A 20,812-nucleotide genomic window follows, 5' to 3' on the forward strand; every position below is an offset into this window, starting at 1 on the left:
AAGATGCGACTGATTCACAATAAAGACTGTTGCAGATGGTTCGCAATACGGCGGTGGGCGTCTGCCCGTCATCCCGGCACAGCCGACGGCGCGCCCCCGTCGCGGGAACCGGCACGTGACGCCACCCGTCCGCGGGCTGGGCCGGGCGCGGCGCGGATGCCTACGGTCGGCCCACCTGCCCACGGAAGGACCGCCCATGACCACTCCCGTCCTCGACCGTCCCGCACCGACCTCCGCCGCCGACACCCCCGACACCGCAGAACTCCGAGCCCGCTTCGCCCCCGTCTTCGCCCGGATCGCCGCGAACGAGGCCAGGCGGCGGGACACGGCCGTCGCGCCCCATGCGGCCGTGCGCCTGCTCGCCGAGACCGGCTTCACCGCCCTCCGGCTGCCGCGGGAGCGCGGCGGCTCCGGCGCGACCCTCACGCAGCTCCTCGACCTGCTCGTGGACCTCGCCGCGGCCGACGCGAACCTCCCCCAGGCCCTCCACGGGCACTTCATGTTCACGGAGCAGGTCGCCCGCGACGTCCACCCACGTCTGACCGACTGGTGGTTGGACGAGGTGGCCGCCGAGAAGGTCTTCGCCAACGCACTCGTGGACCCGCCGGCCGCGACCGGCCTGCCGGGCGTCACGGCCCGCCGGGACCCGCGCGACCCGGAGGCGTTCCTGCTGACCGGCACGAAGCAGTACTCCACGGGCACCCTGCTGGCGGACTGGACCCTGGTCGCCGCCCACGACGACGCCGGGGCCCTGCAGCCCCTCGTCGTCGAGGTGACCGGGCCGGGCGTCGAGGCCCGCAACGACTGGGACGGCATCGGCCAGCGCGGCACGGCCTCCGGCACCACCGTCTACACCGACGCGCCCGCCCCCGCCTGGCGCCGCGTCGACCTGGAGCGCCCCGCCGCCGCCCCCGGCTACCCGTTCCTGTGGCTCATCCTCGCGGCCACCCAGGCGGGCATCGCCCAGCGCGCGCTCGACGACTTCACCGAGATCCTCCGCCGCCGTTCCCGCTCCTACCAGCACGCCGCGAGCGCCAGCCCCGCCCACGACCCTGTCCTGCAGCACCAGCTCGGGGCCGCCGCCGCGCAGGTCCGCGCGCTGCGCTCCGTGGTCCTCGGCGCGGTCCCCGCCCTCGAGGCGGCGTACACCGCCGCGGCCGGTGCGGCACCCGCGCTCGGCGCGGCCGCGACCGAGTCCCCGGACGACGGCGCCGCGGAGGCCTTCGAGGCCGCCCACACGGAGGCCTGGGTCGCCGCGGCCTCGGCGTCCTCCGTGGCGGCCGACCTGACGCTGCGGCTGACCTCCGACCTGTTCGAGACGGCCGGGGCGTCGGCCGTCATCGCGGGCCCGGGACTCGACCGGCACTGGCGCAACGCCCGGGTGCTGGCCAGCCACACGCCCCTGCCGCACCGCCGCCGCCAGATCGGGGAGTGCCTGCTGCACGGCACCCCCGCCCCGCACAGCGCGGACGCGGTCGAGACCGCGTCGTCCACCGACGCCGATCCGTCCCGCGACAGCGCCTCCCCGTCCCCCTCGACCCCCGCCGCCCCGAAGGAGCAGTGAGATGACGACGACCACCGACCGCACCGACACGATCTCCCGTCCCGCCGACGTCGGGACCACCGACTCGGAGGTGCCGGCCACCGCGCACCCGGCCGACCGGCCCCAGTTCCTCGCCGCCCGCGCACGGCTGGCCCCCGTGTTCGCCTGGCTCGCCGAGACCGCCGCCGAGCGGGACCGTGAACGCGTGACCGATCGCGAGGCCACGGACCGCCTCGCCGCCGCCGGCTTCCCGGGCCTGCGCGTGCCCGAGGACGCGGGCGGGGCCGGACTGACGTTCCCGGAGGCCACGCGCCTGTACGTGGAGCTCGCCGAGGCCGACTCGAACGTGCTGCAGGCCCTGCGGGTGCACGTCGTGAACGTGGAGACGGTGCTCGGCTCGCCGGACGGACCGCGCCGCGAGCGGTGGCTGCACCGCTTCGCCACGGGTGAGACGGTCGCGAACGCGACCACGGAGATCGGCAACCGCACCGGCCACTACGAGACCCGCCTGACGACGCGTCCGGACGGCTCGGCGGTGATCAACGGTCGCAAGGCCTATTCCACCGGGACGCTGTACGCGGACTGGACGATCGTCGTCGTCGAGGACGAGGACGGTGCCGAGCGCGCGGCGACCGTGCGCTCGGACGCCCCCGGGGTGACCCTGCACGACGACTGGGACGGATTCGGTCAGCGGCTGTCTGCCTCGGGGACCACGGAGTTCACGGACGTGGTGGTGGATCCGGAGGAGCTCACGCCGGTGGGCCAGTCCCTGGACGACGGCTCGTCGATCTTCGCCTCGCAGGCGATCTTCCAGTTCGTCCACCTGGTGGGCCTGACGGGCATCGCCCGCGCCGTTGTTCGCGACGCGGCGGCCTACGTGGCCGGACGCACGCGCGGCTTCTCCCACGGTGCGGCCCCGCGGCCCGGTGACGATCCGCAGGTGCTGCAGGTGGTGGGCGAGCTGGAGGCCGCCGCGTTCGGGGCGCAGGCGGCGCTCGACGCCGTCGTCGGGCCCCTGGATCGGGCGCTGCGGGCCGAGGCGGCGGGCGCGCCCCTGGCCGAGGCCGAGGTGGACGCGGTGTACACCGCCGTCTACGCCGCCCAGCAGGTGATCGCCCGGGCCGCCCTCGACGCGGCGACCCGCCTGTTCGAAGTGGGCGGGGCCTCCGCGACGCTGCGCACGCGCGGGCTGGACCGGCACTGGCGCAACGCGCGGGTGCTCGCCAGCCACAACCCGCTGATCTACCGCGCCCGACTGCTCGGCGACCGGGCCGTCAACGGCACGCCGCTCGGACGCCACTACCGGCTGGGCGGCTGAGCCACCGGCCGGTGCGGCGCGCGGCGGAGCCCCTCAGGCCAGGCCGCGCGCCGCATGCCAGGCGGCGATCCGCTCGAGCGCCTCGTGGACGGCGTCCGGGCCGGCGGCGAAGGAGAGCCGGACGAACTCGGGCCCGTGGACGGCGTCGAAGTCGTCGCCCGGGGTCAGCGCGACGCCGGCCTCCTCCAGCAGGGCGGCGCAGTAGCCGACGGCGCTGCCGAACTCCGCCAGCATGCCCGGGGCGAGGCGGGCCCACAGGTAGAAGGCGCCGTCGGCGGGGGCGGCGTCGGCCCAGCCGAGCCGGGGCAGGGCGGCCAGCACGACGCCGCGCGTCGCCGTGAAGCCGCCGGCCTGCTCGGCACAGAACGCGTAGGACTCCTCACTGAACGCGTGGACGGCCGCCTCCTGGGCCGCGGCGGGCGGGCAGAGGGCGACCGAGCCGGCGAGGCCGTCGACCGTGGTGGCGAGGTCGTCCGGCAGGAGCATCCAGCCCAGCCGCCAGCCGGGCATGCCCCAGTACTTGGAGAACGAGCTGACCACGAGCGCGGTGCGGGAGGTGCGCCATGCGCAGGCGCCGGGTCCCTGCCCGTCCGTGTGCACGATGCCGTGGTAGATCTCGTCCGAGACGAGCCGCACACCGTGTTCTTCGCACCAGCGGGCGAGTTCGGCGAGCTCGTCGGCGCTGACCATCGTGCCCGTGGGATTGGCCGGGGAGGCGAGCACGAGCCCCGCGACCGGGCCCTCCGCGAGCGCCGCCTCCAGGTGGGCGACCGTGGGCTGGTAGCGGGTGCCGGCGTCGGCGTCCACGTCCACCACCTCCACCCCGAGCGCCGTGAGGATATTGCGGTACGCCGGATAGCCGGGGCGGGGCAGGAGCACGCGGTCCCCCGGGGAGAACGCCGCGAGGAAGCCGAGCATGAACGCCCCCGAGGAGCCCGTGGTGATCGCGACCTGCTCGGGGCGCACGTCGAGCCCGTACCAGCGGCGGTAGTGGCCGGCGACGGCGGCCCGCAGCTCCGGCAGGCCCAGCGCCGGGGTGTAGGTGAGGGCACGGCCGGAGGCGTGGACGGCGGCGGCCGCGGCGTCGACGGCGGGCGAGGCGCCCCCGCCCGGCTCCCCCGCGCACAGGCTGACGACGTCGTGGCCGGCGGCGCGCAGCTCGGCGACCCGGCCGAGGATGCTCATCACCGTGAACGGCGGCACCTGCGACCGGGCGGACGGCGCGAAGGCGGGGGCGGCGGTGAGTGCAGGGGCGGCGGTGCTGGAACGGGACGGGCGACGCATGGCCCGAGGCTACCCCCCGCTTTCGTTCGGGAAACGGCGCCCCGGGGACCACTTTCGTTGATGAAACGGGCAGGCAGGCCGCCGTTTCATCAACGAAAACGTCTCGACACGCCGCCGTTTCCCGAACGAAAACGTCCGGCCCGCCTCGCGCGGCCCTCACTCCTCGGCGCCGAGCAGCTCCCGGATGTCCTCGGCGGTGAGGGAGTCGGTGAAGGCACCGGCGCCGGAGTCGTCGGACTCGTCCATGAGCGCGCCGAACAGCTCGGCCTTGCGCCGCTGCAGCTCGAGCACCTTCTCCTCGATCGTCCCCTCGGACACGAGCCGGTAGACCATCACGGTCCGCTCCTGCCCGATCCGGTGCGCCCGGTCCACGGCCTGCGCCTCCGCGGCGGGGTTCCACCACGGATCCATGAGGAACACGTAGTCCGCCTCGGTCAGGGTCAGGCCGAAGCCGCCCGCCTTCAGGGAGATCAGGAACACCGGCGCCTCGCCCTCGCGGAAGCCGCGGATCACCTCGGCGCGCCCGCGCGTGGAGCCGTCGAGGTACGCGTGCTCGATCTCCAGGTGGTCCAGCTCCTCGGCGATCACCCGCAGGAAGCTCGTGAACTGGCTGAACACGATCACGCGGTGCCCCTCGCCGATCACCTCGGTGAGGTCGTCGAGGAACCGCTCGAGCTTCGAGCTGGGCACGGAGGCGTACTGGTCGTCGACGATCTGCGGCGCCAGCGCCAGCATCCGCAGCAGCGTGAGCGACTTGAAGATGGTGAACCGGTTGCCGTCCATGTCCCCGAGCAGCCCCAACACCTTGCGGCGCTCGCGCTGGAGCACGCGGTCGTAGAGCTTGCGGTGGGCCGGCTCGAGCTCCACCTGGAGGATCTGCTCCTGCTTGGGCGGCAGGTCCTTCGCCACGAGCTCCTTGGAGCGGCGCAGCATGAACGGGCGCACGCGGCGGCGCAGGGCCGCCATCCGCTCGGGGTCCTCCCCGGTCTCGATGGGGGTCACGTAGGTCTCGCGGAACCGGCGGTGGCTCGGGAACAGGCCCGGCACGACGACGCCCAGCAGCGCCCACAGGTCGCTGAGGGAGTTCTCCATCGGCGTGCCGGTGATGGCCAGCCGGAAGGGGGCGCGCAGGTCGCGGGCCACCGTGTGCACCTTCGCGGCGCGGTTCTTCAGGAACTGGGCCTCGTCGAAGACCACCCCGCCCCAGTCGAGTCCGCCGTACTGGCCGGCGTCGATCCTCAGGAGCGTGTAGCTGGTGACCACCACGTCCGCCCCCGCCACCTCGTCCGCCACGGCGGTGCCGCGCTTGCGGGTGGTGGTGTCCAGGACGCGCACGTCGAGGTCCGGGGTGAACTTCTCGGCCTCGGCCGCCCACACGGACACCACGGAGCTCGGCGCGACCACGAGGAACGGCGGCCGCTCGGGCCGGGCCTGGCGTGCGTGGGCGAAGAGCGCGAGGGTCTGGACGGTCTTGCCCAGGCCCATGTCGTCGGCCAGGATCCCGCCGAGGTCCTGCTCCCACAGGAACGCGAGCCAGCGCAGGCCCTCCTCCTGGTAGGGGCGCAGGTCGGCCTTCAGGCCGGCGGGGCGCGGGGCCTCGGGGAGGCGCTCGACGGCGGCCAGACGCCCGACGGCGGCGGTCCACTCCGGGTCCTCGTCCACCTCGTCCGCGAGCTCCTTGAGGTCCTCCCAGAAGCCGACCTGGTGGCGTGAGACGGGGGTGTGCTCCGGGGTCCACTCCTGCAGGGTGGCGGCCTCGGAGAGCAGGGCGCGCAGCCGGTCGAAGGCGGGGTGGTCGAGGCCCAGGTAGGAGCCGTCCGCGAGGATCAGCGTGGTCCTGCCCTGCACGAGCGCGGTGAACAGCTCCACGAACGGCAGCACGTGCCCGTCCACGGAGACCTGCACGCCCAGGTCGAACCAGTCGTTCTGCGTGGCCTTCGTGCCGACCTCGATGCGCGGGGCGGCCTTCAGCTCGCGGTAGTCGGGGCGATCGCCGGTGACGTCCACGCGCACGTGGTCGGCGCGCTGCAGCAGCGGCAGCACCTGCTCGGAGAACCGGGCGGCGCCCACGCCCTCGAGGACCTGCTCCTCGGCGCGGCCGGCGCGCGGCCAGAGCTCGGCCACGGCGCGCAGCACCGCGTCCTCGTGCCGGGTGTCCCGCAGCGGGTCGCCGCCGGCGTCGAGGCCGAGTTCGCGGGGCGGGTCGAAGTAGAGCCAGGACCAGCGCAGCACGAGCTCGTGGTCGGGCCGGAAGTCGGCGCGCAGCCGCAGCACGGGCGGCTCGAACTCGGGCAGCTCCACGGAGGCGTCGCCGCTGGTCACGGGCAGGGCGCCACGCAGCCGCGGGTAGATCCGGCCGAGGAACTCCTCGCGGTCCGCGGCGGGCACGCGCACGGGCCCGCCGGCGAGCACGAGCTGCTGCACGGCCTCGGGGACGGGGCGTTCGGCGGGGATCAGGTGGAGCACGGCCTCCTCGTCCGTGAGCTCCACGCGGTAGAAGCCGATGCCGCCCACGGCGTACACACCGCTCAGCCCGGGGCCGGGCGGGGCCGGGTCCAGGGCCGGGGCCACGTCCAGGCCGCCGTCGGGGGCGCCGGTGACGTCCAGCCCGACGGCGGCGGGCGCCTCCAGTACCACGTCCGTCAGCAACCCCAGCGGCACGAGCTCCACCCCGACCTCGCGGGCCTCCGCGAGCAGCTGCCAGATCCGCGGGGAGTCGAAGACGTGCAGACCGAACCAGGCGTCGCCCGGGTACGAGTCCTCGGCCTGGACCTGACGCCAGATCAGGCGCATCGCCCGCTCCTGGGCGGGGGCGAACTCGGCGCGCGGGAACTGGAACGCCTTCCACGTCAGCCCGCCCTTGATCCACGTCCCCTTGGCCCCGCGCTTGAGCGGGCGCACGGTCACGTACAGCGGACGGCCCTCGCGCACCTGCTCCTCCCCGGCCGTCGCCGGACCCCACTGCTGGAACGCGTTGCGGGAGGACTCGGCCACGAGCTCCACGCCGATCGCCAGCGCGGGCGGCGTGCCCAGCCGGCGCGGACCGTCGAGCCCGGCCAGCGGCTCCATGACCCGTCGCCAGTCCAGGCCGGCAGGGGGTGGGGGCGCCGCCCCGTCCGCGGCCGGGGCGTCGAGGCCGGCCGGGCCGCCGTCGTCGTGGCCCCGTCCGGCGGGCGCGGGCAGCGCGTCCGCCGTGGTGACCATCTCGGCGAGCTTGCGGCGGGCGTCGTCGAGGGCCTGGTCGGCGTCGAGGCGGACCACCTGGTAGAGCGCGGCGGCCACGTGCTTGCAGTCCGTCCCGACCGGGCACGTGCAACGCCCGTCCACCGGCTCCATGAGGGCGCCGACACCGTCCTCGGCGGCGTCGTCGTAGGCCTCCTGCAGCTGCACCTGCACCCGGTAGGGGCTGGGCGCGGTGCCCTGGACGGAGGCGCTCAGGCGGCCGGTGGCGGCGTCGTAGCGCAGGCGCCCCACGGCGCCCGACGCGGCCACGGCGAAGCCGCGGTCCGCACTGGTGGGCCCGACGACGGCGCGGATGGCCTCGGTGCGCAGGTGCGGCAGGACGTCTCCGGAATCTGCAGTGGCCATAGCGAGCAGTCTTTCACGGACCGTGCCGGGCCCGCTCCGACCGACGCCGACCCGGCGGCACGCCGACCACCCCGTTCCCGGGTCCAACACCCGAGACCTTCAGGCCGGCCCGCCCCGGACCCTAGAGTGCGCCTATGGCGTCCACACAGCCCTCCCCCGTCCCCGCCGGTGCCACGCCGGCGTCCCACACCTCCCCCCTCGGCCTGTCCCTGCCGGAAGGCCGGGGTCGCCGCGTCCTCGTCACCGGTGCCACCGGGTACGTGGGCGGGCGCCTCATCCCCGAGCTGCTCGCCGCCGGCTTCGACGTCCGGGCCGGCGCCCGGAACCCCTCCGACCTCGCGGACCGGCCGTGGTCGGACAGCATCGAGGCGGTGGAGCTCGACCTCACCGAGCCGGACCTCGTCGAAGCCGCCATGCAGGACGTGCACACCGTGCTCTACCTCGTGCACTCCATGGGCGGGGGCGGCGACTTCGTGGCCCAGGAGCAGCGGATCGCGGACATCGTGGGCACCGCCGCGGACACGGCCGGCGTGGCCCAGCTCGTCTATCTCTCCGGCCTGCACCCGGACACGGTCCCCGTCGCGGAGCTGTCCGACCACATGCGCTCCCGCGCCCTCGTGGCCGAGCGTCTCGAGCGGGCGGCGACCCCGGCGCTGACGTTCGAGGCCGGGGTGATCATCGGCTCGGGCTCCACCTCGTTCGAGATGATCCGCCACCTCGCCGAACGGCTGCCCGTGATGCCCGGCCCGTCCTGGCTGAGGAACCGGGTGGAGCCGCTGGCCATCCGCGACGTCCTGTACTACCTGCTGCAGGCCTGCGCCCTCCCGGAGCCCGTGCAGCTGAGGGCCCAGATCGGCAACGGACACCCCCAGTCGTTCGCGAGCGTGCTGGTGGACTACGCCAAGGCCGCCGGCCTGTCCCGACGCATCGTGATCCCCACCCCGTTGCCCTTGAAGACCCTGGCGGGCTTCTGGATCGGCATGGTGACCCCCATCCCGGTCGCGGTGGCCCTGCCCCTGGCCGCATCCCTCGCCGAGGAGGCGGTCGTGGAGGACCGCTCGGTCCGCGACCTCATCCCGGACCCGCCGGGCGGGCTGACCTCCTACATGGACGCCGTGCGGCTGGCGCTGAAGCGGGAGAAGGAGGGGCCCCTGGACGTCACCTTCGACGCGGACCTCCAGAGCTCCGCGGACCCGGCCGCCCCCCTGCCCTCGGATCCCGAGTGGGCCGGCACCACGGTCTACACGGACGAGCGCGAGCGCGAGTCCGACCTGCCCGCGCAGGAGGTGTGGCCGGTGATCGAGTCGGTGGGCGGCGCCAACGGTTGGTATTCGACCCCGCTGCTGTGGAAGATCCGCGGGCTGATGGACAAGCTGGCCGGCGGGCCCGGCCTGACCCGCGGCCGGCGGGACCCGGACCACCTGCGACGCGGCGACGCCGTGGACTGGTGGCGGGTGGAGGACGTGGAGCCGGGGCGGCGACTGACGCTGCGGGCGGAGATGAAGGCCGGCGGGCGGGCCTGGCTCCAGCTGGCCACCGAGCCGCGGGAGGGCGGAGGCTCCGTCTACCGCCAGCGGGCGGTCTTCATGCCGGACGGCCTGCTCGGACGCGCCTACTGGACCGCCATCCTGCCCTTCCACGCCGTGGTGTTCCCGGAGATGGCCGCGAACATCCTGGCCGAGGCCCAGCGCCGGCACGACGGCGGCGAGCGTCCCCGCACCCGCGGCCTGCTGCGGCCGCTGGTGGACCGCCTGCCCCTGCGTCGCAACCCCTTGGACAGGCGAGCCCGCGACGCCGGCGACGCTCAGTCCCGGGACTGACCGTCGGGGCCGCGCCCCCAGCGGGAGCGGGGGCGTGACCGGGCCGCCCGGCGCAGCCAGCGCCGCCCGGGGGACAGCCGGGCCCAGTTGACCTGCAGGGTGGTGACGGCCATCCGGCCCTGCCGCACCCGCTGGCGCAGGGAGTGGAAGATGCGCCCGGCGACCTCCACCCGCAGGTCCGGATCGAACCGGATCCGGCGGCCGGCCAGGGCCAGCTGGAAGGACAGGTCCAGGTCATCGTGCACGTCCCCGCGCTCGCGGTGGACCCGGGTCCGCACAGCCTGCCACGCCTCGGCGCGGAGGGCGCAGTTGGAGCCCCAGACGGGGGTGGCCGCCACCGCGGCGCCCGCCCCCCAGCGGTACGCACCGGTGTAGAGCGCCGCCCGCACCCGTCCCCGGAGGCCGGGCTGGTCGTGGAAGGTCCCCGGCCCGGTGAGGGCGTCGAGCCCGGGGTCGGCGTCGAACCGGGCCGCGATCCGTTCGAGCCAGTCCGCGGGCATCCGCGTGTCCGCGTCGCAGCGCACCAGCAGCTCCCCCACTGCGGCGTCCAGGCCGGCGGCTGCCGCGGCCGGGACCCCGCGGCGCGGCTCGTGCACCACCCGCGCGCCGGCGGCGCGGGCGAGCATCGCCGAGTCGTCCACGCAGCCGTTGTCCACCACCACCACCTCCAGCGCCGGCCGGCTCTGGGCGGCCAGCAGTGCGAGGCACACGCGCAGGTGGTCGGCGTCGTCGAGCACCGGGACGACCACGGAGACCGTGGGGCGGGCCGGGGTCACCGGGTGCGCTCCCGGCGCACGGCGAGGGCGGCGCCGACCCCGGCGCCGACGAGATCGGCGGCGAGGTCGCCGATGGTGTCCGTGTAGCCCACGCCGATCTCGGGGGTCACCGCCGTGTGCCCCCACCATTCGGCCAGCTCCCACACCACGCCCAGGGCCACGGCGGCGGCCGCGATCCCCATCCCGGCCAGGCCCGGGCCGAGCAGCGCCACGGCCTGCCCGGCCTCGGTCCCACGGCGCCGGAGCCACGCCCCCACCACCAGTGCCGTCAGACAGGCGACCACGGCGGAGGCGGCGGCGTGCACGAGCAGGTCCAGCCACGGCACCCGTGGGTAGAGGCCGATGACGCTCAGCCACCCGGCCAGCAGCAGGACCGCCTGCGCGGCCCAGTCCAGGGCGCCGCCCGGGGCGAGCCAGCGGGTGAGCCACTGGGAGCCGAACACGAGCAGCATCGCCGCCGCGGACGGCCATCCGGCGTGCACCGCCGCGACCGGGACGAGGATCAGGCCGAGCGCGCGCAACAGGTCTGCGGGGATCAGCGGCAGCATGTCAGCGATCGTCCGGGTGGGGGCGGCGTCCCGGCCGAGGGCCGCGCCGACCGGCACGACCACGGCTCGTCAGCAGCAGCCAGAGCGCCGGCAGCAGCAGGGCGGAGCCGAGCGGGTAGGCGAAGTCCTCCACGGGCGCCTGGCCCACGTAGGCACCCACCAGCAGCTCATGGCCGTAGTCGAAGAGCCCCGCGGCGATCATCACGTTGTCGAAGACCGCCGTGAGGGCCCACAGGGCCACCAGGGTGGCCGTCACGGCCCGCAGGTGCTCGCCCCGCACGCGGCCGACGAGGGCGGCGCCCACGAGCACGGCCAGGGCGAAGCCCACGAAGACGAGGACGAGGTCGAGGAAGGTCACCGGCTCCCCCCGTCGGTCGGATCGGCCGGCGTCGCGGCACGGGCGTCACCTCGCCGGCCGCGCAGCAGGCGCAGCGCCCCGGTGAACAGCACCATCGTGATCTGGCTGAGGAAGAGCAGGAAGAACCCCTCCTCCAGGGGCAGCTGGGGGGCGAGCATCACCCCGGTCATGTAGGGCGACTGCCGGTGCAGGAACACGCCTTCGGCGATCCCCCACAGGTCCCAGGCGAAGAAGTAGGCCACCCCGGCGGCCAGCACCAGCAGCGCCGGGAGCGGGCGATGCCACAGGAACAGCTCGAAGCGCCGGTCCACCAGCAGCATGCAGCCGATGACACCCAGCAGGGCCAGCAGGTAGATCATGCCGCCGCCCCCCGGGTCAGCGCCCACCCGATCAGCAGCAGGGTCACGAGGAAGCCGGTCACGTAGTTCAGGGGGAGGAACAGCTGCCAGCCGCGGTGGGCCGCGCCCGAGGTGGCGTCCGTGACACGGCGGAAGCGCAGGGTGTTCACCACGTAGGGCACGGCCAGCAGCGCCGCAAGCGGGCCCGGCGGGTCGGTGGCCAGCAGCAGCAGGCCCGCCGCCGCGTACAGGCCGGCGGCGAGCAGGACGGTGCGCCGAGCGCCCAGCACGGTGGCCACCGAGGCCAGGCCCCCCTCCCGGTCCGGCACCACGTCCTGCACCGCCCCGAACATCTGCGAGGCCATGCCCCACAGGAAGAACGCCCCCAGCAGCGCCGCCAGGGCGGGCGTGGGGGTCGCCCCGGCCAGCACGAGGCCGTAGACCGCGGGGGAGACGAAGTGGGTGGCGGAGGTCGCGGCGTCCAGGAAGGGCCGCTCCTTGAACCGCAGCCCCGCCCAGGAGTACGCCACCACCGCGAACAGGCTCACCGCCAGCACCAGCACGGCGGCCCACTCGCCCCGCACGGCGGACCAGCCCGCGAGCACGGCCACGAACGGCACGGGCAGCAGCACCGACCACGCCAGCACCCGGCGGCGCACCGCGGGGTCGCCCAGCACGGAGCCCTCCACGCCCCCCTTGCGGGGGTTGCGCAGGTCCGAGGCGAAGTCGAACACGTCATTGATGCCGTACATGGCCAGGTTGTAGGGCACGAGGAAGAACACGACGCCCAGGACCACCAGCCACGCGGGCAGCCCCCCGGTCAGGATCGCGGCGGCGGCGAACGGGTAGGCCGTGTTCACCCAGCTGACCGGCCGGGACGCCCAGAAGAGGGTGCGGATCATGCGCCGCTCCCCCCGGGGCCCGCGGGCCGGGCCCTGCGCGCGTCGTGGCGCAGTTCGTCCCGGACCACTTCGGCGGAGATCAGGCACATGGGCACCCCGATGCCCGGGCGCACCGAGGAGCCCGCGTACATCAGGCCGGCCACGTCCGCGTCCCGCACCGAGGGACGGAACATGGCCGACTGCGCCAGCGTGTGCCCGGGGCCCAGCAGCGAACCCCGCCAGGCGTGCACGTCCGCGGCGAAGTCACCGGGCCCGTAGGTGCGCCGCACCACGATGCGCTCGGCCAGGTCCGGGATCCCGGCCCATCGGGCCAGCTGGTCGAGGGCCCGGTCCGCCACGGCCTCCACCTGGGCGTCCCCGGCGCGGTCCACCCGCCAGCCCTGGCCGTCACGGACCCGGATGCCGCCACGCCCCCACCCCGGCTCGGCGGGGGCCGGGACGAGGATGAAGAGGTTCTCGTCGCCCTCCGGGGCCACGCCCGGGTCCGTGGCGGAGGTGCGCGAGACGTAGATCGACGTGTCCGCGGCGAGGTCCTCTCCCCGTTCGATGCGCCCGAAGTTGTCCTCCCAGTCCGCCGTGAACAGCAGGGTGTGGTGGGCCAGCTGGGGCAGGGATCCGCGCACGCCCACGCACACGAGCACGCCGGAGGGGCCGGGGTCGCGCCGGTCCCATGTGGACTCCGCGACGCGCCGGCCGGGAGGCAGCAGACGGGTCTGCACGTGGTGCAGGTCCGCGGCGGCCACCACCACATCGGCGTCGAGGCGTCCCGCGGCGCCGTCGTCGGACCGCCAGGCGACGCCGGTCACCCGGCCCGGGCGGCGACGTCGGCCCTCGTCCCCGCGGGCTGCTCCCGGCCTGGGCAGGCGGGCGGCCAGGCGTCCGAGGCGGCCGGCGGGGGCGGGACGGTCCACCACCTCTACGGCGGTCGCCTCGACCCCGGTGCGGATCTCCACGCCGGCCTCGCGCACGACCTCCGCCATGGCGTCCACGAGGGCCGCGAACCCGCCGAGGGGGTACTGCACGCCGTCGGCGAGGTCCAGATGGGACATCAGGTGGTACATGGCGGGGGCACGGTCGGGGGACGTGCCGAGGAAGACCGCCGGGTAGCCCAGGATCTGGCGCAGCCGGGGATCCTGGAAGCGGGCCGCCACGTGGGAGCGCAGGCCCCCCAGCAGCTGGGGCCCGAGGGCCGGCAGGGCGCGCAGGACGTCCGGGTGGGCCAGGGCGGCCGGCCGGCGGAAGTCCGTGTAGAGGAAGTGCTCCTTGGCGAGCCCGTAGATCCGGGACGCGGAGTCGAGGTAGGCCCGCAGCCGGCGCCCGGCGCCGGGCTCGAGGGACTCGAACAGCGCCTCCGCATGCCCGGTGCGCACGTCCACGGGAGGCTCGTGGAGGTGCCCCTCGAAGTACACCCGGTAGCCGGGGTCCAGACGGTGCAGGTCCAGCCGTTCGGCGGCGGAGGTCCCCATGAGGCGGAACCAGCGGTCGATCACCTCGGGCATCAGGTACCAGGAGGGCCCGGTGTCGAAGGTGAACCCCGCCTCGGACCAGCGTCCGGCACGGCCGCCCAGGACGGCGCCGCGCTCCAGCAGCGTCACCCGGTGCCCGTCGCGGGCCAGCAGGCCCGCCGTGGCCAGTCCGGCGAACCCGCCGCCCACCACCACGGTGCGCGGGCCGGGAGCGGTGTCCCGGGCGCTCATCGGCGGCCTCCCCGGCGGCCCCGTGCCAGGACGCGGGCGGCGATCCGGGCCTTCTGGCGGTCCGGCACCCGGACACGGCGGTGGGCCAGCTCGGCCGCCGGGGTCTTCTCGATCCGGTCCGCCAGGGCTGCGAACAGTCCGTGCGCCAGGGCCACGGCGCGCCCGGCCCCGGGGTCCAGGGCACGGATGCCGGGCAGGGCGGCGTCGAGGTCGGCGCGGACCTCGGCCACGAGTTCGGCCTTGCGCGCCTCGGTGAGCACGCCCGGTGCCGCACCGGGCAGGTAGGTGCGGCCCAGCTCGTGGTGGTCCGCGGCCAGGTCCCTGAGGAAGTTGACCTTCTGGAACGCCGCCCCCAGCCGGGAGGCCTGCGCGCGCAGCTCCTGCCGCTGGCCCGGAGTCCGGGCCCGCGTGCCGGGGAGGGAGAGGAAGACCTGCAGGCACATCAGTCCCACCACCTCGGCCGAGCCGTGGATGTAGGCGTCCAGGGACTCGGCGCCGTGCTCGCGGATCCCCAGGTCCGCACGCATGGAGGCGAAGAAGGGTCGGGTCAGCTCCGGGGTGATGCCGTGGCGACGGGCCACGTCGGCGAAGGCGTGCAGGACCGGGTCGGTGGCGAAGCCCGACGCCATCGCGGACTCACACGCCCGTTCGTAGTCGTCGAGGACGGCGCGGATCCCGGCCTCGTCGAGCCCGGCGGCCACCGCGACGCCGTCGACCACCTCGTCGGCGACGCGGACCATGGCGTAGATCGTCGCCACGTCCTGGCGGGCCTGCCGGGGCAGGGTGCGGCAGGCCCAGGAGAAGGACGTGGAGTAACGGCGGATCACCTGGGCCGCTGCGGCGTGGGCCGTCCGCGTGTACAGCGCGGCAGGGCTCGGGGCGGGCGCGGCCATCTCAGGACCTCCGGGTCAGCACGGCGTGGCAGGCGTCGGCGAACTCCGCCCGGACCGTCTCGTCCAGGGGCAGGGCCGCGATGCGCTCGCGGGCGCGGACGGTGAGCTCGGCGGCGACGTCGAGGGCGTGCTCCCGGGCGCCGGCCTCCTCCAGGGCGCGGCGGGCGGCCTCGATGTCCGCGGGGGTGGCCGGGCCCGCGTCGAGCAGGGCGCGGACGGCGGGGATGCGGCGGCCGTGGGCGGTGAGCACGGTGGCCTTGCCCTCGCGCAGGTCGCCGTCGGCGGACTTGCCGGTCTCCCCGGGATCGCCGAACACGCCGAGGACGTCGTCGATCACCTGGTAGGCGGCGCCGAGGTCGGCGCCGGCCTCGCCCATCGCCCGGGCGAGGCCGGGATCCGCCCCGGCCAGGAGGGCGCCGGCGCGCAGGGGCGCGCCGACCGTGTAGTGCGCCGTCTTGAGCCGTTGCATGGCGAGGATGCGGTCGGGATCGGGCTCCTCACCGGTGTGGCGGGACAGCCCCAGGAGCACGTCTTCGAGCTCGCCGGCCGCGGTCACGGCTGCGGCGTCGAAGACGACGGCGGCGGCCTCGGCGGCACGGGCGGTGTCGGCGGCACAGGTGGCGGCGAGCCGGAACGCCTGGGTGAGCAGGACGTCCCCCGCGATGAGGGCGACGGCGACCCCGGCGTGGGCGGCCTCCGCAGCGGGCACCCCGCGGGCCTCGAGGCGGTGCCGGGCGGAGGCGTGCACGGCGGGTTGGCCGCGCCGCAGCACGTCCCGGTCGATGACGTCGTCGTGGACGAGCAGCGCGGTGTGCAGCAGTTCGAAGGCGGCCCCGAGGCGGTCGACGGCAGCGCGGCCGGACGGAGGGACCGGGTCGGCGGTCGCCAGGCGCCAGCCGAGCTCGACGAGACGGGGGCGGATGAGCTTGCCGGCGCCCACATGGACGTGGAGCGAGTCGAGCAGCTCGGCGAAGGCGGCGGATCCGGGTGCCTGGGCCGCGGCATGTCGGAGCGCGGCGTCCAGCTCGGCGGTCACCCCGGAGAGCGCGGCCTCGCCGCCCGTCCTCGCTTCACCCATGGCGCCTCCTCGGTGGCGGACACGACGCGGCACCGACCGCCGCATCTGTTCGACCGTCTAACTTCTGGACGCAGAAGAGACTACGGCCCGCGCCGGTCCCGCGTCCATGCGCGGCGGTCCCGGGTGACGCGATCTCACGACGCACGGGGCCGCCGCCGGGATCAGGCATCGGCGGACGCCGTCTCCAGGGTGATCTCCGGGTCCACGATCTGACCCTCCCACTCACCGGAGACCCCGTACACGACGCAGTGCTTCTCGTCGGTGCCGTAGTTGCCCAGCTCGGAGGAGGTCAGGACGGCCCCGTTCAGCTGGTCCTCCTTCTCCTCGCTCAGGCGCTGGGCCTGGGCGGTGCAGGTCTGGGCGGCGGCCGGGTCGGCCTCCTCACCCTCGGCCACGGCCGGCACGGCCCAGAGGTACTCCGCGGTGTGGGCGCCCTCGCAGTCGGTGGTCTCGAAGGAGGACAGGTCACGGGCGCCGAGCGGGGCGGTGAAGCACGTGCCGGCCTCGTAGTCGGCCGGGGCCGCGGACAGCGACGACGCCGAGGCGGACGACGACTCCGAACCCTGCGCGGACGCGGAGGCGGGCGCCGACGTCGAGGCGGACGCGTCGGCGTCGGACGAGTCCTGACCGCCGCACGCGGTGAGGGCCAGCAGCGCGGCAGCGGACAGGCCGGCGAGACGGGCGGAACGGGACAGGGCGGCGAAGGCCATGGGGTGCTCTCCTCGAGTGACGTGGGACGCGCCGGGGTGTGGCGTCGACCTCAGCACTCTAGCCACGCCCGGCCGTCGAGATCGGGCGGAGGTGACGTGGCCCACATCTGATGGGCGGCCCGGCTCGCCTGCCACACTGAGAGGCATGCAGACCCCGGCCACGCCCTCCCCGCACGACCGCCCCTCCCCCGTCGCCCGACCGTGGATGGCGGTCTCGGACGTCCCGGTCGCAGGACCCGACGACGTCGAGCGCGTGGTCCTGCTGTCCCCGGCGGGCGAGGCCGTGGGCACGGAGGCCAAGGCCACGGTCCACCGCCGCACCGAGGACGGCGGCACGCCCCTGCACCTGGCCTTCTCCTGTCACGTGTACGACGAGGCCGGCCGGTTCCTGCTCACCCGCCGGGCGCTGGGCAAGGCGGCGTTCCCCGGGGTGTGGACCAACGGGTTCTGCGGGCACCCCGGCCCCGGCGAGTCCCCCGCGGAGGCCGTGCTGCGCCGCGCCCCGCAGGAGCTGGGCGTGGAGGTGTCCGACGTCGTCGAGGTGCTCCCCGACTTCCGCTACCGGGCCGCAGACGCCTCCGGCATGGAGGAGCACGAGATCTGCCCGGTGTTCCGGGCCCGGATGCACGGCGACCCCGCCCCGGAGCGGGACGAGGTCGCGGAGTGGTGCTGGGTGGAGCCGGCCGATCTGGCCGCCGCCCTGGCCGCCGTCCCCCGGGCGTTCAGCCCGTGGCTCGTGGAGCAGTGGCAGCAGGGGGCGTTCGACCCGCGGTGAGCGGCCGGAGCGGCGACGCCGTGCGGGCCGTCAGCGGGCGTTGACGTCGTCGAGGTGGGCGGCGGTGGACTGCACGGCCTCGTCCTGCGCCGGCTCGGCGTCGCCCTGCTGGCCCTGCTGCTCCTCGGCCAGGCGGCGGACCTCTGCGATGTCGAGGCCCTTGACCTGGTCGAGCAGCTGCTCGAGCGCGGTGCCCGGCAGGGCGCCGGCCTGGGAGAACACGAGCACGCCGCCGCGGAAGGCCATGAGCGTGGGGATGGAGGTGATGCCGGCCATCGCCGCCAGCTGCTGCTGGTCCTCCGTGTCGACCTTGGCGAACACGACGTCGTCGTGCTTCTCCGAGGCGGCCTCGAACACGGGGGCGAACTGGCGGCACGGGCCGCACCAGCCGGCCCAGAAGTCCACGAGCACGGTGTCGTTCTCGGCGACGGTGGAGCCGAACTCCTCGAGGGTCAGGTCCTTGGTGGCCACGGTGGGTCCTTTCGTCAGCGGGGCCGACGCGTTCACGTCGGCGATCGTCCTGCCGACCACAACGGACGCCCCGCCGCACCTATTCCGCCCCACCCCGCTTTCGTTCGGGAAACGGCGGCGTGTCCCGGCACTTTCGTTCGAGATACGGGCACCTTCCACGCACTGTCGTGGCCGAGACGGGAGCCGTCGTCGTCGCTTCCTAGACTGACCGCATGACCGCCACTCCCGCCCTGCCCCTGCTCGTGCTCAACGGCCCCAACCTGAATCTGCTCGGCACCCGCGAGCCCGAGGTCTACGGCACGGCCACCCTCGACGACGTCCGTGCGCTCACCGAGGCACGCGCGGCCGAGCACGGTCTGACCGTGGACTTCCGACAGTCCAACCACGAGGGCGAGCTCATCGACTGGATTCAGGAGGCCCGCACCTCCCACGCGGCCGTCCTCATCAACCCCGCCGCGTACTCGCACACCTCCATCGCGATCCGCGATGCCCTCGCCGCCGTCGACCGGCCGATCGCCGAGGTGCACATCTCCAACATCCACCGGCGCGAGGCGTTTCGACACCACTCGCACGTCTCCGCCGTCGCCGACGTCGTGATCGCCGGGGCGGGCGTCCAGGGCTACGCCCTCGCCGTCGACTGGCTCGCCGCGGCTGTGCGCCGCTGAGCGCTGGCCAGGACCCGCCTGGCCGTGCCTAGGGTCGGTAGTACGAGCCGGTGGCCGCATCAGGGCGCCGGCACCCGACGACGAAGGAGTCACGCCATGGGCACCCAGGATCCCCGCGCCCGTCTGCTCGAGAAGCTCGCGAAGGTGAACGTCTGCATGCTGACCACCGCTGAGCAGGACGGCACGCTCGTCACCCGCCCGATGGGCCTGCAGCAGGCCGAGGACGGTGGCACGCTCTGGTTCCTCACGCGTGCCACCTCCGACGTCGCCGCGGACGCTCCGCAGCGCCCGGTCAACGTCGCCGTGCAGGACAAGGACTTCTGGGCCTCCCTCGCGGGCCACGGCCAGCTCGTCCGCGACGACGCGCGCAAGAAGGAGTTCTGGAACCCGGCCACCGAGGCGTTCTTCGGTGAGGGCTCGAGCCCCGAGGATCCGCAGATCGTGCTCGTGCGCGTGGACGTGGACACCGCCCAGTTCTGGGAGTCCCCGGGCGCGGTGGCCACCGCCGTCGAGCTGGTGAAGGCCAAGGTCACCGGCGGGACCGCCGAGCCGGGCGACAGCGAGACCGTCCGGTTCTGACGGCGCCGCCCGACGCCGGCTCCGCGGCGTGCCCGCGGACGGGCCGGTGAGCGGACGGGACGAGGGGCGGCCCCGGCATCACGCCGGGGCCGCCCCTGTTCTCGTCAACGAAAGCACCGCTGGAGACGCCCGTTTCGTCAACGAAAGCGAGCGCCGCGCGCGGGGCTTCGGCGGGTCAGTCGACGTCCTCGGCCGCCAGCTGGCCGCATGCGCCGTCGATCTCCTTGCCGCGGGTGTCGCGCAGGGTGGTGGGGATGCCGGCGGCGTTGAGCCGGTCCACGAACTCGCGCGTCACGTCCTTCTCCGAGGCGGTCCAGATGGAGCCCGGCGTCGGGTTCAGCGGGATCGGGTTCACGTGCACCCAGCCCTTGCCCCGGGCGTTGAGCTTCTTGGCCAGCAGGTCGGCGCGCCACGCGTGGTCGTTCATGTCCTTGATGAGCGCGTACTCGATGGACACCCGGCGGCCGGTGGCCACGAAGTAGTCGTACGCGGCGTCGATCGCCTCGTCCGCCTTCCAGCGCGAGTTCACGGGGATCAGCTCGTCACGCAGCTCGTCGTCCGGCGCGTGCAGGGACAGCGCGAACGTCAGCGGCACCCCCTCCTCGGCCAGCTTCCGGATGGCCGGCACCAGGCCCACGGTGGACAGCGTGATGTTCCGCGCGGACATGCCCAGGCCCTCAGGCGAGGGGTCCACCATGCGGTGCACGGCGGCCATCACGCGCTTGTAGTTGGCCAGGGGCTCACCCATGCCCATGAACACGACGTTGGTGACGCGGTCGGCGTCGTGCCCGCCGTCCTTGCGCTTGCCGCCCAGTCCGCCGGCGGCGATCACCTGGTTGGCCAGCACGATCTGCTCCACGATCTCCGCCGTGGACATGTTGCGGGTCAGCCCGGCCTGGCCCGTGGCGCAGAACGGGCAGTTCATCCCGCAGCCGGCCTGGCTGGACACGCACAGCGTCACGCGGCCGGGGTACCGCATCAGCACGGACTCCACGAGCGCGCCGTCGAACAGCCGCCACAGGAACTTGACGGTGTCCCCGCGGTCGGTCTCCATGCGCCGGACCTCGGTGAGCAGCGGCGGGAAGAACGCCTCCGCGATCGCCTCCCGCTTGTCCCTGGGCAGGTCCGTCATCTGCTCCGGATCGGTGGTGTAGTGCTCGAAGTAGTGCACCGAGAGCTGCTTGGCGCGGAACGCCGGCAGCCCGATCTCCTTGGCCTTCTCCTGCCGCTCCTTCAGCGTGAGGTCGGCCAGGTGGGTGGGCGGCTGGGAGACGCGCGGCTGCTTGAACTGCAGCTGCGGTCGGCCGTCCGGGCCCATCGGCTGGGTCCAGCCCTCGGTCTTCGGCATCACCTGGGGGCGCTCGGCGGTGGCGGCCTCGCGGCGCTTGGGCGCGGAGAGCTGGTGGCCGACGCCGGCGCGGCGCATGCGCTCTCGGTCCTCGGCGAGCTGGCGCGCCTCGGACTCGTCG

At 74.8% G+C, this 20,812-nt stretch carries 19 protein-coding genes; 6 read left to right on the top strand and 13 right to left on the bottom strand.

Going from position 1 to position 20,812, the window contains the following annotated elements; all coding sequences use genetic code 11:
• Positions 1 to 196: 196 nt before the first annotated feature.
• Both AC3RKA_RS10205 and AC3RKA_RS10210 read left to right on the top strand, forming a co-directional pair.
• The gene (locus AC3RKA_RS10205; RefSeq protein ID WP_489727218.1) at positions 197 to 1,564 is read left to right on the top strand and encodes an acyl-CoA dehydrogenase family protein; all 1,368 of its coding nucleotides are present in this window, start codon (positions 197 to 199) and stop codon (positions 1,562 to 1,564) included.
• 1 nt (position 1,565) lies between these two features.
• Positions 1,566 to 2,861 carry an acyl-CoA dehydrogenase family protein gene (locus tag AC3RKA_RS10210; protein ID WP_489727219.1) on the top strand — a complete coding sequence of 432 codons (1,296 nt, stop codon included), beginning with the start codon at positions 1,566 to 1,568 and terminating at the stop codon, positions 2,859 to 2,861.
• A 33-nt stretch (positions 2,862 to 2,894) separates the two neighbouring features.
• Here AC3RKA_RS10210 and AC3RKA_RS10215 read toward each other — a convergent pair whose 3' ends face one another.
• Complete coding sequence (locus tag AC3RKA_RS10215) at positions 2,895 to 4,145, bottom strand: aminotransferase class I/II-fold pyridoxal phosphate-dependent enzyme (RefSeq protein ID WP_489727220.1); 1,251 nt, start codon at positions 4,143 to 4,145, stop codon at positions 2,895 to 2,897.
• A 156-nt stretch (positions 4,146 to 4,301) separates the two neighbouring features.
• Positions 4,302 to 7,733, bottom strand: a complete 3,432-nt coding sequence (locus AC3RKA_RS10220; protein ID WP_489727221.1) for a DEAD/DEAH box helicase — start codon at positions 7,731 to 7,733, stop codon at positions 4,302 to 4,304.
• Positions 7,734 to 7,867: 134 nt separating this feature from the next.
• Here AC3RKA_RS10220 and AC3RKA_RS10225 point away from each other — a divergent pair, with 134 nt between their 5' ends.
• The gene (locus AC3RKA_RS10225) at positions 7,868 to 9,553 is read left to right on the top strand and encodes an SDR family oxidoreductase (RefSeq protein ID WP_489727222.1); all 1,686 of its coding nucleotides are present in this window, start codon (positions 7,868 to 7,870) and stop codon (positions 9,551 to 9,553) included.
• On the opposite strand, the gene crtX is transcribed toward AC3RKA_RS10225, so the two are convergent.
• The 9 genes from crtX to AC3RKA_RS10270 form a co-directional block, all read right to left on the bottom strand.
• A complete protein-coding gene (gene crtX, locus AC3RKA_RS10230; protein ID WP_489727223.1) occupies positions 9,538 to 10,329 on the bottom strand; it encodes a C50 carotenoid glucosyltransferase CrtX in 792 nt (263 codons plus the stop codon). The two genes, AC3RKA_RS10225 and crtX, sit on opposite strands and share 16 nt — an antisense overlap.
• Positions 10,326 to 10,877, bottom strand: a complete 552-nt coding sequence (locus AC3RKA_RS10235) for a DUF2238 domain-containing protein (protein ID WP_489727224.1) — start codon at positions 10,875 to 10,877, stop codon at positions 10,326 to 10,328. The genes crtX and AC3RKA_RS10235 overlap by 4 nt, the downstream gene beginning before the upstream one ends.
• Before the next feature lies 1 nt (position 10,878).
• Positions 10,879 to 11,235 carry a C50 carotenoid gamma-cyclase subunit beta CrtYh gene (gene crtYh / locus AC3RKA_RS10240; RefSeq protein ID WP_073117244.1) on the bottom strand — a complete coding sequence of 119 codons (357 nt, stop codon included), beginning with the start codon at positions 11,233 to 11,235 and terminating at the stop codon, positions 10,879 to 10,881.
• Positions 11,232 to 11,621, bottom strand: coding sequence for a C50 carotenoid gamma-cyclase subunit alpha CrtYg (crtYg, locus tag AC3RKA_RS10245; protein ID WP_036314902.1), 390 nt, complete (start codon positions 11,619 to 11,621; stop codon positions 11,232 to 11,234). The genes crtYh and crtYg overlap by 4 nt, the downstream gene beginning before the upstream one ends.
• Positions 11,591 to 12,475 carry a prenyltransferase gene (locus AC3RKA_RS10250; RefSeq protein WP_036384345.1) on the bottom strand — a complete coding sequence of 295 codons (885 nt, stop codon included), beginning with the start codon at positions 12,473 to 12,475 and terminating at the stop codon, positions 11,591 to 11,593. Before AC3RKA_RS10250 ends, crtYg begins: the two co-directional genes overlap by 31 nt.
• Complete coding sequence (crtI, locus tag AC3RKA_RS10255) at positions 12,472 to 14,172, bottom strand: phytoene desaturase family protein (protein ID WP_489727225.1); 1,701 nt, start codon at positions 14,170 to 14,172, stop codon at positions 12,472 to 12,474. The genes AC3RKA_RS10250 and crtI overlap by 4 nt, the downstream gene beginning before the upstream one ends.
• Positions 14,169 to 15,065 carry a phytoene/squalene synthase family protein gene (locus AC3RKA_RS10260; RefSeq protein WP_489727226.1) on the bottom strand — a complete coding sequence of 299 codons (897 nt, stop codon included), beginning with the start codon at positions 15,063 to 15,065 and terminating at the stop codon, positions 14,169 to 14,171. Before AC3RKA_RS10260 ends, crtI begins: the two co-directional genes overlap by 4 nt.
• A 1-nt stretch (position 15,066) precedes the next feature.
• Entirely contained in the window at positions 15,067 to 16,143 is a 1,077-nt protein-coding gene (locus tag AC3RKA_RS10265; RefSeq protein ID WP_489727227.1) for a polyprenyl synthetase family protein, read from the bottom strand.
• Between the two features lie 161 nt (positions 16,144 to 16,304).
• The gene (locus AC3RKA_RS10270; protein WP_002857352.1) at positions 16,305 to 16,853 is read right to left on the bottom strand and encodes a hypothetical protein; all 549 of its coding nucleotides are present in this window, start codon (positions 16,851 to 16,853) and stop codon (positions 16,305 to 16,307) included.
• A gap of 145 nt (positions 16,854 to 16,998) precedes the next feature.
• Between AC3RKA_RS10270 and idi the strand changes: the two genes are divergently transcribed.
• A complete protein-coding gene (idi, locus tag AC3RKA_RS10275; protein ID WP_049158410.1) occupies positions 16,999 to 17,628 on the top strand; it encodes an isopentenyl-diphosphate Delta-isomerase in 630 nt (209 codons plus the stop codon).
• Between the two features lie 30 nt (positions 17,629 to 17,658).
• Here the strand turns inward: idi and trxA are convergent, their stop codons facing one another.
• Positions 17,659 to 18,099, bottom strand: coding sequence for a thioredoxin (trxA, locus tag AC3RKA_RS10280; protein ID WP_049158411.1), 441 nt, complete (start codon positions 18,097 to 18,099; stop codon positions 17,659 to 17,661).
• A gap of 212 nt (positions 18,100 to 18,311) precedes the next feature.
• Here trxA and aroQ point away from each other — a divergent pair, with 212 nt between their 5' ends.
• Entirely contained in the window at positions 18,312 to 18,764 is a 453-nt protein-coding gene (gene aroQ, locus AC3RKA_RS10285; RefSeq protein WP_002857344.1) for a type II 3-dehydroquinate dehydratase, read from the top strand.
• A 96-nt stretch (positions 18,765 to 18,860) separates the two neighbouring features.
• The gene (locus AC3RKA_RS10290; protein WP_002857343.1) at positions 18,861 to 19,343 is read left to right on the top strand and encodes a pyridoxamine 5'-phosphate oxidase family protein; all 483 of its coding nucleotides are present in this window, start codon (positions 18,861 to 18,863) and stop codon (positions 19,341 to 19,343) included.
• A gap of 175 nt (positions 19,344 to 19,518) precedes the next feature.
• Here AC3RKA_RS10290 and rlmN read toward each other — a convergent pair whose 3' ends face one another.
• A complete protein-coding gene (rlmN, locus tag AC3RKA_RS10295; protein ID WP_462138198.1) occupies positions 19,519 to 20,691 on the bottom strand; it encodes a dual-specificity RNA methyltransferase RlmN in 1,173 nt (390 codons plus the stop codon).
• Positions 20,692 to 20,812 lie beyond the last annotated feature (121 nt).

It is taken from the genome of Micrococcus sp. iso_229 (assembly GCF_058072725.1).

Coding starts and splice junctions, on each gene's coding strand:
- AC3RKA_RS10290 (WP_002857343.1), top strand. CDS start 18,861: ATGGGCACCCAGGATCCCCGCGCCCGTCTGCTCGAGAAGCTCGCGAAG.
- AC3RKA_RS10225 (WP_489727222.1), top strand. CDS start 7,868: ATGGCGTCCACACAGCCCTCCCCCGTCCCCGCCGGTGCCACGCCGGCG.
- idi (WP_049158410.1), top strand. CDS start 16,999: ATGCAGACCCCGGCCACGCCCTCCCCGCACGACCGCCCCTCCCCCGTC.
- AC3RKA_RS10215 (WP_489727220.1), bottom strand. CDS start 4,145: ATGCGTCGCCCGTCCCGTTCCAGCACCGCCGCCCCTGCACTCACCGCC.
- crtI (WP_489727225.1), bottom strand. CDS start 14,172: ATGAGCGCCCGGGACACCGCTCCCGGCCCGCGCACCGTGGTGGTGGGC.
- AC3RKA_RS10250 (WP_036384345.1), bottom strand. CDS start 12,475: ATGATCCGCACCCTCTTCTGGGCGTCCCGGCCGGTCAGCTGGGTGAAC.
- AC3RKA_RS10220 (WP_489727221.1), bottom strand. CDS start 7,733: ATGGCCACTGCAGATTCCGGAGACGTCCTGCCGCACCTGCGCACCGAG.
- AC3RKA_RS10260 (WP_489727226.1), bottom strand. CDS start 15,065: ATGGCCGCGCCCGCCCCGAGCCCTGCCGCGCTGTACACGCGGACGGCC.
- AC3RKA_RS10205 (WP_489727218.1), top strand. CDS start 197: ATGACCACTCCCGTCCTCGACCGTCCCGCACCGACCTCCGCCGCCGAC.
- AC3RKA_RS10270 (WP_002857352.1), bottom strand. CDS start 16,853: ATGGCCTTCGCCGCCCTGTCCCGTTCCGCCCGTCTCGCCGGCCTGTCC.
- AC3RKA_RS10235 (WP_489727224.1), bottom strand. CDS start 10,877: ATGCTGCCGCTGATCCCCGCAGACCTGTTGCGCGCGCTCGGCCTGATC.
- rlmN (WP_462138198.1), bottom strand. CDS start 20,691: ATGCCGAAGACCGAGGGCTGGACCCAGCCGATGGGCCCGGACGGCCGA.
- aroQ (WP_002857344.1), top strand. CDS start 18,312: ATGACCGCCACTCCCGCCCTGCCCCTGCTCGTGCTCAACGGCCCCAAC.
- AC3RKA_RS10210 (WP_489727219.1), top strand. CDS start 1,566: ATGACGACGACCACCGACCGCACCGACACGATCTCCCGTCCCGCCGAC.
- AC3RKA_RS10265 (WP_489727227.1), bottom strand. CDS start 16,143: ATGGGTGAAGCGAGGACGGGCGGCGAGGCCGCGCTCTCCGGGGTGACC.